The sequence below is a fragment of the Nostoc sp. C052 genome (assembly GCF_013393905.1).
Lineage (GTDB): Bacteria > Cyanobacteriota > Cyanobacteriia > Cyanobacteriales > Nostocaceae > Nostoc.
In genome coordinates this window covers 7,124,281-7,138,166 of the sequence record NZ_CP040272.1, presented here as the reverse complement: position 1 = coordinate 7,138,166, position 13,886 = coordinate 7,124,281, and the positions used below count along the sequence as shown (strand labels likewise).

Genomic DNA, 13,886 nt, shown 5'->3' with positions numbered 1-13,886 from the left:
TACCATTGTATCTCGCCTCGATATCACGCAAATATTCTGGGATGTTGCATAGTACAAGGGGTTTAAACCCCTTATCTCACCAAAAGCCCCTAAGAGGCTAACAATTCCGGCTGAGGCATTAAACCTTGGAGAGTATGACGCAACTGAGCGATCGCTTGGACTTGATAATCACCAGTTTCCTGGAATTGATCCAAAGATTCTCCAATTCCTTGCAGCTTTTGCCGTAATCCATCTAGAGAATCCTGAATTGGTTGTAGCGCTTCTTGGTAAAGATTCACTCGACCAGAAAATTCAGCAGTTGTTCTTCGTAGGGATAGCAAATTTTCCTCGATCGCTTTCAGTTCTTGGCGCTTTTGATCTAGATCGTGAGTTTGATTGTCAATCATTCCCTGATTTAGCTCAACACCAGAACGAATCTGCTCAATCTCACGTTCTAGCTTTTGGATTTCCTGTGAATATTGTTGTCTCTGGGTTTCAATTTGTAGCAGAATCGGTTCTAGATTAATTTTGTTGTTACTTTCTTCTTCATCAGTGACAGCATGTCCTTGGCGTCGCAGCATTACAGCTTTATGTTGCTTGAGAAACTTCTGATGCTGTAGCATATTGCGGCGTTGTCCCACCAAGCTGGAATTTAGCATCTGATAAAGGTCTTTTTCATCTGTTAGTTCTAGTTCCAAATTGATATGGTCATGGTCTGATGCGTTATTTAATTTAGTTTGGAGTTCTTCTATAGCTTCTTGTTTATATGTCAGTTCTTGTTCTTGATCGTGAACAAAGCTAGCATCTATTTCTAACTTATGCTCCAAGTCTTGTACGATCTTTTGCAGTTCTTCTAAAGGCATTTTCTCCAAAGCCTCCACATCAGCTTGCTTGCCAAGAACTACATCACCAGATGTTGCCGCTAAAGAGTGCATCTGTTGATATAACTCTTCGGCGTTTCGTAACTGCTCTTTGATGATCTGAGCGTACTCTTGCTTGCTGGTCAGGTTTGCTGTATTGATCTGCAATTGGGCTGTTTGCTGAACTAGAGAATTTTGTGCTTCTTGTAATGCATTTTGGCGATCGCTAAAAGTTTGTGACAAACCCTCTATTTCTTGTTGTTGTTGGGCGATCGCACTTTTATGCTCCTCCAGTTTTTGCCAGTGCGGGGTCAGAGTCGCTTGCTGCTTTTCGACCAATTCAAAGGCTAAATGCAGATGTTCTCTAACTGTTTCTGTGGGAGCAACACGACTAGACAAGCGATCGAGTAACTCACTCATTACCCGACTTTGTTCCTCATCCAAAACCGTCCCTTGTTTAAAATCCGCTTGACGTTCCTCTAGGCGACGCTGCTCACCCCGCAAATGCTCCCAAGCGCCTTCCAACTCTTGACGATTGCGCTCAACTTCTCCTTGCAATCGTTCAATTTCCTGGCGGGAGGTGTCAACTTCCTGTTTTTGCTCCTCTAGGTGTTGTAACTCTTCCTCCAGTTGTTGCAACTGTTCTGAGCGTACCTCCATATCCATTTCACGGCGATTCAACTCTTGCGCCTGAAACGTTAACGACTGTTTCCACTGATCGATTTCATCTTCCTTGAGCTTAAATTTCTCCAGCTGGCGGGAAAAATTCTGCAAAATGTTGACGAGTGGACGCCCTGCTTCTTGAATCCGCTGTACTTGACGATTCGGATTCAGTTCGGCTAGTACCAAAGCGCCGTCATTTAATTTGCTTGCATCCTCAGCGGCAATCACTTCTTCCGACACAGTACTCCAATTCTGGTCAGTTCGCTGACAAGCTAGCAGTTTCAGTTCGGTTTTAGCACCGCCACTGAGTAAACCACCTTTCTGTTTTTGTACTTCTGCTAAATACAGCACACCGTTAGTCCTTTATTGATGCACTTAAAGTTCGTGTTTTGAGATATACCTTAAATAATTCTGTTAACTTGTCTCACTAAACCGAAGCTTAGAAGGACAAGACAGACAAAACTATAGACGCGAGATATTACGTCTTGATACTTATAGAAGCGATCTGGTCGCGCCTTTATATTTTGTACTGATGACAGTGATGATGACTTCCGTGTTAACACTAGCTTTGTCGAAGTATATTACGAAAGATAAAGGTTTATAGTTTAATGTATTCCCTAATGACAATAAGAAGAGAGTAACAATCTTTTCAATAATCCATAATTAATACTTAAATAAGAGGTCAGAATTCAGCAATACTTAAATACTTAAGGAGTACTTTTTAGCTAAATGCAGGGAAATTTAAATGAAATTGATATTTGCAGTATCCTGCAATTGATTGAGTTAGGACAACGAACCGGTCAATTATGGGTTGAAGCTCATAGCTCTCACCATAACAACAAACTAGGTGGAGAGGGAGCAAACATTTATCGCCCCAAACAACAGTCTTGGTTTGTCTTTTTCTTGAATGGTCAAATTATCTATTGCCAAGAAGGCGAGAGTAGTTTATCCAGAATTAGCGATTATTTACGTCATTACCGAGTTGAGACGCGACTCACCGACAAACAAATTGCCTCCCTACCACCAACCGACGCGCCAGAGTATGCCTATCTTTGGGCACTCTTGGAGCGGAATATCATCAACCCAAAGATCGCTGGTAGTATCATTCAGGGCTTAGTGCATGAAACTCTCTTTGACTTACTGAGTTTACGCCAAGGTAACTTCATTTTCCATCAAGGAGTGGCCCTTGCTCCGCAATTAAACACTTTCGAGATTGCTCCATTTGTGACAAAAATTACGAAGCAGGTGCAAGAGTGGAAGCAACTCTATCCACACATTCAGTCTCCAGAACAATTACCAGTACTATCTGACAAAGTTCAGCTACAATCTTCCCTACCAGAAGCAACTGTAAATAAACTACAACATTGGGCTGATGGTAAAACATCCTTGCGTCAACTAGCTCGCCATCTCAACCGAGATATTTTGACAGTCGCTAAGGCAATATACCCTTATGTGCAACAAAGTTGGCTACAACTAGTATATTCAGAAACAAATCAACCAGATACACACACGGATAGTCGAGAATTGAAAGGAAAACCGAGGGGGCGGGTAGTATGTATTGACGATGCGATCGCCATCGGTGAGACTATAAATTCCATCTTACAACCACAAGGTTATGAAGCGATCGCTCTCACCAATCCTTTAGAGGCACTGAGTTTGGTTTTTCAACTCAAACCAGATTTAATTTTATGCGATATTGCCATGTCGGAATTGGAAGGGTACGAGGTTTGTTCCATGCTGCGACATTCAACAGCATTTCGGCTCACACCGATTATCATGCTTACTGGTAAAGATGGGTTTATCGATCGAGTCAAAGCTAGGATGGTCGGGGCAACAGATTATTTAACAAAACCGTTTACAGACAATGAGTTACTCATGCTTATAGAGAAATATATCGACAAACAATGAAAATTGGGCATTGGGCGTTAGGAGTGCTGAGTGCTGAGTTAAGAGTTAGGAGTTTTGTTTATCTCCTTGTTCCCTCATCTCCCTCATCTCTAAAGCATATAAAAAGATCAAAGATTTGTTGATCTACTAAAAGATGAGTTAAAAGATGTTATCACAGAGTCAGCTAACTCAGTGAAACGTCAATCTACGGGAAAATAGTGAAGACATAAAATTAATTTATACAGTTAATACTTGCGGAGGAATCAGGGAATGTTCCAATTAGGAACGTCTAAATCAGGAGGTAAATGACATTTATGAGTACAGTTCTGATTGTGGAAGACAGTATCGCACAAAGGGAGATGATTACAGACCTCCTGAAAGCCACTGGCCTAACAGTTACCCACGCCAGTGACGGATTAGAAGCATTAGAGGCAATTCAAATAGCACCTCCAGATTTAGTGGTATTAGATATTGTCATGCCCCGAATGAACGGCTATGAAGTTTGTCGGCGGTTAAAATCCGATCCTAAAACCCAAAATGTCCCTGTGGTTATGTGTTCTTCCAAAGGTGAAGAATTCGATCGCTACTGGGGTATGAAGCAGGGTGCAGATGCTTACATAGCCAAACCGTTTCAACCAACCGAGTTGGTAGGAACAGTCAAACAACTGCTGCGAGGATAAGGATAAAAACAACATGGTCAGCAAACCGGACTTTTTAAGTGGCAGCGGTCAAGACCACTTCCGACCAGAATTACAAGTAGAAAGTCCTGAAGGTGAGTTACATTTGAGGTTTTACATTCCCTCGCATCAGGAGTTTGCACTACAAGCAACTGGCATTCGGGAGGTAATTGAACTAAGTCCTGATAGAATCACCCCAATTCCTAATGCTTCTCCTTTACTTTTGGGTACTCTAAATTTACGAGGTCGAGTTATTTGGGTGGCCGATTTGGGTCAATTTCTAGGGGAAGCAAGTGCATTAAACACGGATAGAGCTGAAATTTCGGTGATTGCCATTGAAGAACAAGACACAATCGTGGGTTTAGCAGTAGAGGAAATCGGTGGTATGGATTGGTTGGATGTCCAAAATCTCATGCCACCAACTAGTGTTCCAGATACTATGGCGCCCTTTTTACGTGGAGAGTGGTCATTAGGTGCTAAAAAAAACCAGTGTCTACGACTACTCGATCAAATGGCAATTGTACGGAGTGCTAGGTGGGCAGGATGAAATTGGAGGAGGAAATGGCAGCAAGTATTGATAATTACGAGCCAACATATCAACAGGCGATGACCGCCTATGTTCAAAGGAATTATGAGGTTGCGGCCACTTTAGTTGACCAAGTGGTGCAAAATTTACCAGATGACCCTAACTCCCATTTGTTAAGGGGTCACATCTACTATGTTTTACAGCAGTACGATGTAGCAAAAGAAGAATATCAGCAAGTATTGGGCTTGACTAACGATCGAGAAATTATTGGTTTTGCCAATAATGGAATTGAAAATATCAATCAATATTTGCAATCATTCGGTGGGCAGGTTGATACATCAGAAAGTCAAGAGCAAATAAATTCCTCAGAGATATCCGATCCACTGGCATATATTGAACCAGAATTAGAAGATTTGGGCGCTAGTGAAGAGTTTGACAGCAATAACCTTGACTTGAACTTTTTTGGAGAACATCAAGAAACTGTGAATGGCGTTGAAGAGATATCTTCAAAAAGTCCATTTGACATCCCCACAGAAGATAGTATTGGAACATTAAAAATATCAGATTCTTCTACTCCTTTTAGTGACGATCCTTTTGCTTTGGATGAAGAATTACAGCAACAAGAGTCAAATAACAAATGGGAGGAAAATACAGAATTAGAGTTGCCTGCTTTTTGGCAGGAAGATGCATCAGAAGAGATTATGGAAGAATCATTAGTAAATAGTCAATTCTCAGATAACGAGATAAATTCTTATCATGGGAATTCAACTATTGACAATAGTAACTCTTCAGCTTCTAATTCACCAATCGCTAATAGCGAGAATAATTTCACTGATTTGTTGAGTGAGCCAAAGTCTCCAGAACAGAATATTGGAAATTTAGAATATAAAAAATCTAGTTTTCGAGACGAAACTTTACTGATTGTCTCAGAAGAACTGGGAAATGATTCGCCAATAACAAATAATGTGGAATACGACAGTCAAGAACGTTTGCCTGAAACGGAAGCACATAGTTGGTTAAAATCAGCAGATTTGGAATCCGAGTCAGCTTTTCAGCCAGATTTATCTAATAAGCCTTCATCTTTTAGTAGTAACTTACCTCAGAAAGACAAGCAGTTTAACTCAAACGAATTCAGCAGTCAAAATAGCTTTGACGATCATGAAAATTTTGACATGGAAGCATTTGAATCTGCCTTTGGTTCAGATGGTTTAAGCTCTTATGAAGACTCAGCGACTATACTGAATGGAGAAAATTCTAAGAGCAATATCGAGTTTTTAGATGACTTTGAGGAATTTGACGATTTAGGCAATATTCCAGGGTTTGACATGATCGAAGGAGATTCTAACTTCGGCGATCTAGCAATGCATTCTGCTCCAGCAGAAACTCGTGACAGTGGACGCTCTCAAGTAGCAGCAAGTACTACAGCCGATCGCGAAGAAGAATTATTTTCGATGACTGGTTCCCATGAAGCCGTTCCAGTCTTTAGCCAAACAGATGTCTCGAAACTAGAACCCAATGTCAGCATCGAGCAAGGATGGTTAGCACCATTAGAAAATGCTTCCATTGAACGGAAACAATGGTTAATTGCTGGCAGTGTGGGTATTGTTTCAGCGCTGGTTGTAGCCACAGTTAGCTTTGTTGCTACTACATTTTCGCCACCCCAACAACGAGAATCAGTACGCGATACCGGTTGGGCTATGTCACTAGCCGCTGGGATTGCAGGTTTTGCGACCGCAGGCTTCATGGGAAATCTGGCGCTGAAACAAATTCGGCGCACAACTGACGATCTCCAAAATCAGTTTGAGGCTGTACGTCAAGGAAATCTGAATGCTCAAGCCACAGTATTTTCAGAAGATGAATTGGGGCATTTAGCTACTGGCTTTAATGAAATGGCGCGGGTAATTTTCACAACCACAAGTGAAGCCCAACGCAAAGCCGATGAACAAGAGGAAGCCAAAGAAAACCTCCAACGTCAGGTGATTCGTCTCTTGGATGATGTAGAAGGTGCTGCTAGAGGTGATTTAACAGTCCAAGCGGAAGTGACAGCCGACGTACTGGGAGCCGTAGCTGATGCCTTTAACCTGACAATTCAAAACTTGCGGGATATTGTGCAACAGGTAAAAGTGGCGGCGAAGGATGTAACAAAAGGTGCAACCAACTCTGAAACTTTTGCTAGAGCCTTATCTAGTGATGCTTTGCGCCAAGCGGAAGAGTTGGCAGTAACGCTGAATTCTGTACAGGTAATGACTGACTCGATTCAGCGGGTAGCAGAGGCGGCGCGAGAAGCTGAAACCGTTGCTCGTGATGCTAGTACGATCGCTCTCAAAGGTGGCGAAGCAGTAGAAAATACCGTGGCGGGGATTTTGGAAATTCGAGAAACCGTGGCCGAAACCACTCGCAAAGTCAAGCGGTTGGCGGAATCTTCACAAGAAATTTCTAAAATTGTGGCGTTGATTTCTCAAATTGCTTCCAGAACAAACTTGCTGGCACTCAATGCTAGTATTGAGGCGGCAAGAGCAGGAGAAGCGGGACGCGGGTTTGCGATTGTAGCAGACGAAGTGCGCCAGCTAGCGGATAAATCTGCTAAATCCCTGAAGGAAATTGAACAAATTGTGATGCAAATCCAAAGCGAAACAGGCTCAGTAATGACCGCGATGGAAGAAGGCACACAACAAGTAATTAAAGGGACAAAATTGGCAGAAGAAGCCAAGCGATCGCTCGAAAACATTATTCAAGTGGCGAATCGCATCGATATTCTTGTGCGCTCCATTACCAGCGACACTGTGGAACAAACGGAAACCTCCCGCGCCGTTGCTCATGTAATGCAATCAGTAGAACTGACCGCCCAAGAAACCTCTCAAGAAGCACAGCGAGTTTCAGGTGCCCTACAACACTTAGTAGGTGTATCCCGCGACTTAATCGCCTCCGTTGAACGTTTCCGAGTAGAAACTATGGAAACCAGATAAAAAAGTTAGGAATTAGGAGTGAGGAGTTAGAAATAAAAATCACAACTTGTAACTCATAATTCATAACTCATAACTCATAACTCATAACTCATAACTGATAAATTTTGCTATGCTGCCGGAACAACAACAGCGGATTTTGGGTTACTTTATTGAAGAAGCCAGGGATCACCTGAATACCATTGAGCAAGGCTTACTGAATTTAGAGGGTACTTTGAACGACCCGGAAATGATCAGTGAAGTCTTCCGGGCGGCTCACTCCATCAAAGGAGGAGCGGCGATGCTTGGATTAACTAGCATCCAGCATACCTCCCACCGTCTGGAAGATTGTTTTAAAGTTCTTAAAGATAATCCGGTTCAGATTGACCAAAAATTAGAGTCTTTATTTCTTGGTGTATCTGATACCTTAAAATCGCTGTTAGAGCATTTGAGCGGGCCTTATGGTCTTTCCGAAGATGCCGCTAATACTTTGATGTCAGAAACAGAGCCAGTTTTTAAATGGCTGTATGAACATCTAGAACTACTTGTAGAACAAGCAAAGAGTGGAGTAGCCAGCAGTTCTGATGCCACAGAACTACACACAAACTCTGTAGAAAATGTCTCCACACTTACAGAACTTTTCCTGCGGCGAGATATTCCCAGTTTGGCAGAAGACACCCATCAGGAATCTCCAGACTCGGTAATACCCCAGGAAGTGCGAGACACCCACAGACTCGCGCCAGTCACAGCTAAAGAAAATAATTGGGGCGAGTTTCAAGCCCAAGTGCTGCAAAGACTGCGGGAAATGTTGCAATTATTTAAGCAAACCACAACCCCTTCAACTCGGCAAAACCTCCAGCAATGCTGTCACCAGTTAGTCAAACTTGGTGAGACTTGGAATTTGCCTAAGTGGTGCGGTTTGTGCCAAGCAGCAGCTAGTGCGATCGCTAATCCCGAAAATACTTATCTGACTTTAGCTAAAATTGTCATTACGGAAATCAAACAAGCTCAAGAATTAGTTCTGCAAGGTAGAGAAGCCGAAATTGCAATCAGTCAGCAACTAGAAGCACTTTTGAGCTTTACAGAAATTGAGTTATTAGAAATTACGCCTGATTTGTTTGATGAAGAGTCTGCGACTTTGACAGAATCAGAGCCAATTCTATCTGCTAACACCGAGCCGTTAACCCAGAAAACAGAAGAACTGAATCTAGAGGAAGATAGAAGCGATCGCCTCTATATTCTGCAAGGGACACCACTAAACGCTGCAACTCATACCAGTCTTGCTTTCACCACACATGACGAAGCACATCCAATTAGTAACAATATTGACCCCCACGGGCCAGAGGTAGGAATAGCTGAGTTAAATACCCTTGCCGATTTATTTGAAGGTGAAACTCCCGAACTAGATGAAAGCTGGCATCAAGAAGAAACCTTAGATATTGTTGCTACCGATGACTTTGGAATTGACTTCAGTAGCACTGACGCTGAGGCTGCTGATGGCGATTTATCCGATTTACTCTCCTTTGATCAAGACACAAGCAACACGCAGCAACCAGCAACCACAACTGCGGCAGAAGATTTATCCCTGTTATTTGGCGACAATTTCCTAGAAAAAGATAATTCCGAACCGCAAAATCAACAAACAGCTGCTACGACTCTAGAGTTGAGTGATTTTAACGTACTTGATATAAATTTAGACTCTTCTTCCCCCGAAAATTTACAAGAATTTATTGATATTCCTAGTGATATAAATCAAACTCCTGAAAATATTGACCAAAATAGTGTAGTTGAAGATTTATTGACACTGGCACTAGATGAAGAAGAACTATTATCAACTGGCGAAGTGACTCAACCCGAAACTGACGCTTTCGCCAGTGTGGAACTATCTAACAACCAACAAAACAGTTTTGATAACTTATTCTTAGAAACTAGAAATGCAAATTGGGTAGAAGAAATTACCCCTAGTGACTATATAGAATTACCCCAGCAAACAGGCTTGTCTTTGGACAACCTATTTGCAGATATGGAAGAACAGACAATACTGCCGACAAGTGAATCAGAAAGTGGTGATTTATTCGATACATCTCCAACAACAGCACCAGAGTTTTCTCAATCAGAAAACGATCTGAGCAACTTCTGGAACCAGGAAACCACGGAGGAAAAAGACGAATTTGATTCCTTAATTGAGCAGAATGTGGAAAGGGCATTGGATGAGAGTTTGTTTACTGCGGCGGCTGATGATATTTTTGCAGATAGTCAGCAATCCATACCTTCTTCTATAGCCAGTTTTGACATAGAAGAAGATTTTGATATCAATTTTCAGCATCAAGAACAGCTAGATTTGATATTATCATCGAATTCTGGAGATGATTTATTTGATGAGTTAGCACCAATTAACTCAACTGCTTCCCCGATAATCAACGATGCCTCTACGACTGAAACGCCGTCGTTCGCACAACAACCAGAAGCTTTAGATGTTGTTCCAGAATTTACTAATCAGCCCTCAGAGATATTTGGTGTTGCTCTGGAAGCTAATTCATTAGACCCCTTCAACGAAAATCCACAACTGCTGTTTGAAGATGTAGTTACAGACTCCGCCTATATTCAGATGGAACCTACAGATAATTCTGTGGATGAACTATCAGAAACTATTAGTTTTGGTGAAACTTCAGATTCAAAATTAACTGAAACACAGCCAGTAGATTTGTTCAGTTCCTTCGATGAAAATCCGCAACTGCTGTTTGAAGATGTAGTCACAGACTCTACCTATATTCAGATGGAACCTACAGATAATTCTGTGGATGAACTATCAGAAACTATTAGTTTTGGCGAAACTTCAGATTCAAAATTAACCGAAGCACAGCCAGGTGATTTGTTCGGCCCCTTTGATGAAAATCCACAACTGCTATTTGAAGATGTAGTCACAGACTCCACCTATATTCAGATAGAACCCACAGAATTATCTGTGGATGAACTATCAGAAACTATTAGTTTTGGTGAAACTTCAGATTCAGAATTAACCGAAACACAGCCAGGTGATTTGTTCGGCTCCTTCGATGAAAATCCACAACTACTATTTGAAGATGTAGTTACAGACTCTACCTATATTCAGATGGAACCCACAGAATTATCTGTGGATGAACTATCAGAAACTATTAGTTTTGGTGAAACTTCAGCATCAGCCACAGCACAGCCAGATGATTTATTCAGACCCTTCGATGAAAATCCGCAACTGCTATTTGAAGATGTAGTTACAGACTCTACCTATATTCAGATGGAACCCACAGAATTATCTGTGGATGAACTATCAGAAACTATTAGTTTTGGTGAAACTTCAGATTCAGAATTAACTGAAACACAGCCAGTAGATTTGTTCAGTTCCTTCGATGAAAATCCGCAACTGCTGTTTGAAGATGTAGTCACAGACTCCACCTATATTCAGATGGAACCCACAGAATTATCTGTGGATGAACTATCAGAAACTATTAGTTTTGGTGAAACTTCAGATTCAGCCCAGACAAGCTCAGAAGTTTTAGAGACTGATGAGAATAATAATTTAGAAACAACCTTTGAATTCACGGAAAATACAGATTTTGAAAGTGATTTATTGTTGACAGCAACGACTCTGATATCAGCAGTAAATCAGGAAGAAAATACGACAAAAATTGACTCAAAAGCTATCAATGACTTCACACAAACGGTTATTCAGGAAGATGTAGAAAACGATTTGTGGAATTTAGGAGAGACATCTGAAGTTGCAGAAAATGCTATCATTGCCCCGACTGAAGAATTGGCAACTACAGAACCTATTGAACAGATTGCTTCAGAAGATGAATTTGCAGACTTGGAAGCATTACTAGGAGAGGAATTAGCACCCATCTCCAAAACTAAAGAGATACCAGAAGTAGATTTTGCTGCCCTGGAAGAATTGTTAGGTACAGATAGCGATCGCGCCCAACCCCAAGACATTCAACCAGTCTTGCCGAAAAATCCCATTCCATCACCAGCGATCAAAGATGAATTTGGTGATTTGGAGAAGTTGCTGGCAGAAGCAGATCAAACAATATCCCATTCTCCTGTAGTCAAATCTAACACCAACAAAGCTACCCGCCCCTCTACTCGTCGGGCTGCCAGATTTGAAGAAACGATGAAGGTTCCAGTGAAACAACTGGACGATATGAGTAATTTAGTTGGGGAGTTGGTGGTAAACCGCAATACCTTAGAGCAGGATCATGAACGGCTGCGGCAGTCGTTAGATAATTTGCTGATTCAGGTACAACAACTCTCAGATGTCGGCGCCAGGATGCAGGAATTGTACGAGCGATCGCTCCTAGAAGCCTCTCTGTTAGCTGGACGCAAAAAGAAAGACCCAGGCTTTCAAGCGCCAGATTCCAACGCCGAAAGGGGTTTTAGCGAGTTAGAAATGGATCGTTTTACTCCCTTCCATACACTCTCACAACAGATGATTGAGCGCATTGTGCGAGTGCGTGAGTCGGCTAGTGACATTGATTTTGTTACCGAAGAAACCGAGCGAGTCGCAAGGCAATTCCGCCAAGTAACCACCCAGTTACAAGAGGGATTAACTAGAGCGCGAATGGTGCCTTTTGCCCAAACTATCGATCGCTGGCGGCGAGGAGTGCGTGACAATGCTATTAAGTGTGGCAAACAAGTAGAGTTGGTGATCGAAGGTGGTGATACCTTAATTGACAAGATGATTTTGGATCATCTGACCGATCCGCTGACTCACATGCTGAATAATGCGATCGCTCACGGTATTGAAACCCCAGAAGAGAGGCAAGCTGTTGGTAAGCCACCCGTAGGAATCATTACTATCCGCGCCTTCCACCAAGGCAACCAAACGATCATTTCTGTAGGTGATGATGGCGCAGGTATCGACTCTGCAAAGGTTAAGGCTAAGGCGGTGAAGATTGGTATGCTTACAGAAGCACAGGCTAAAGCCATGTCTCGCCTGGAAGTCTACGATCTGCTGTTCCAGTCTGGTTTTACGATTAAAGACCAAGCCGATGAAATTTCCGGTCGTGGTGTGGGTATGGACGTAGTGCGCTCCGAGATTAGCGAAATTCGGGGAACAGTAAACACCGATTCTGCTATTGGCAAGGGAACCACCTTCACCATTCGTTTACCACTGACTCTAAGTATTTGTAAAGCCCTCTGCTGCGTCTCAGATCGAGCCAGAATTGCCTTCCCGATGGATGGTGTAGAAGATACGCTAGATATTCCCGTCAAAAATATTCAACATGATGCTAATGGGCAATCATTTATTTCCTGGCGTGATACAGTGCTGCCATTCCGACCTCTGAAGGAACTTTTAACCTTCAATCGCCAAATCAGTCGTGGTAATGTCTATGGCGGCACCAGAGATGATGATATGGTTTCTGTGGTTGTGGTGCGATCGGCAAATACCCTGATTGCTCTACAGATTGACCTGGTGTTGAGCGAACAAGAAATTGTAATTAAGCAATTTGAAGGGCCAGCCCCTAAACCAATTGGTGTAGCTGGTGCTACAGTCCTGGGTGATGGTCGAATTATGCCCATTGCTGACGTGCTGGAAATAATTGACATCTTCCAGGGACGGATTTCTACACAAACTGGTGGCAATTCTTGGCAACAAAAAACCACTCCCCCAGATACTTCTCCTGCGAAGATTGATCCGACAGTGCTAATTGTCGATGACTCGATTACCGTCCGAGAATTGCTATCTCTAACCTTTAATAAGGCAGGTTATCGCGTAGAACAAGCGCGTGACGGTCAGGAAGCTTGGGATAAACTTCGTTCCGGTCTACCTTGCGATATCGTATTTTGCGACATCGAAATGCCCCGCTGTGATGGTCTGGAATTACTCTCTCGGATTCAGAAAGACTCTAACCTCAATCACTTACCGATCGCCATGCTCACCTCGCGGGGTGCAGACAAGCACAGACAAATTGCGTCTCAACTTGGTGCTAGTGGCTACTTTACCAAGCCTTATCTCGAAGAAGCTCTCCTCGAAGCCGCAGCGCGAATGCTGAAAGGGGAGAAACTTATTACCACTACAAGTAATGCTTAGTTTCACAATTTTGAGAAACACCTTGTAGAACTGTTGGCGAAAGACTGATTATTGTAGAGACGGCGATTTATCGCGTCTCTTGTTTTAACCTAATACGCTTGGGTTAAGGACTACTGGCAACAATTTTGGGTTTTCGAGATGCGATAAATCCCTGTCTCTACAAGTGTTTGGCTTGACGAGAGTCAGAGTCTCTCAGAATAGGTTCCCAGCCTCCAGGCTGAGAACGAGGTTCAGTAGTGCTGTTTCGGTGATACCTTTCTCCGTTTCTATACTCCACGTCTTGGG

Annotated in this window: 6 protein-coding genes; 5 read left to right on the top strand and 1 reads right to left on the bottom strand. The window is 42.6% G+C overall.

Annotation, left to right across the window (positions count from 1 at the left end):
- Positions 1–89 precede the first annotated feature (89 nt).
- A complete protein-coding gene (hmpF, locus tag FD723_RS29515) occupies positions 90–1,853 on the bottom strand; it encodes a pilus motility taxis protein HmpF (protein ID WP_179068520.1) in 1,764 nt (587 codons plus the stop codon).
- A 378-nt stretch (positions 1,854–2,231) separates the two neighbouring features.
- On the opposite strand from hmpF, the gene FD723_RS29510 reads away from it, so the two are divergent.
- The 5 genes from FD723_RS29510 (at position 2,232) to FD723_RS29490 (ending at position 13,601) form a co-directional block, all read left to right on the top strand.
- Positions 2,232–3,410, top strand: coding sequence for a response regulator (locus FD723_RS29510; protein WP_179068519.1), 1,179 nt, complete (start codon positions 2,232–2,234; stop codon positions 3,408–3,410).
- A 293-nt stretch (positions 3,411–3,703) separates the two neighbouring features.
- Positions 3,704–4,069, top strand: coding sequence for a response regulator transcription factor (locus FD723_RS29505; protein WP_069073698.1), 366 nt, complete (start codon positions 3,704–3,706; stop codon positions 4,067–4,069).
- A gap of 13 nt (positions 4,070–4,082) precedes the next feature.
- A complete protein-coding gene (locus FD723_RS29500; RefSeq protein WP_179068518.1) occupies positions 4,083–4,613 on the top strand; it encodes a chemotaxis protein CheW in 531 nt (176 codons plus the stop codon).
- A gap of 14 nt (positions 4,614–4,627) precedes the next feature.
- Entirely contained in the window at positions 4,628–7,558 is a 2,931-nt protein-coding gene (locus FD723_RS29495) for a methyl-accepting chemotaxis protein (protein ID WP_179068517.1), read from the top strand.
- Between the two features lie 109 nt (positions 7,559–7,667).
- A complete protein-coding gene (locus tag FD723_RS29490) occupies positions 7,668–13,601 on the top strand; it encodes a response regulator (protein WP_179068516.1) in 5,934 nt (1,977 codons plus the stop codon).
- Positions 13,602–13,886 lie beyond the last annotated feature (285 nt).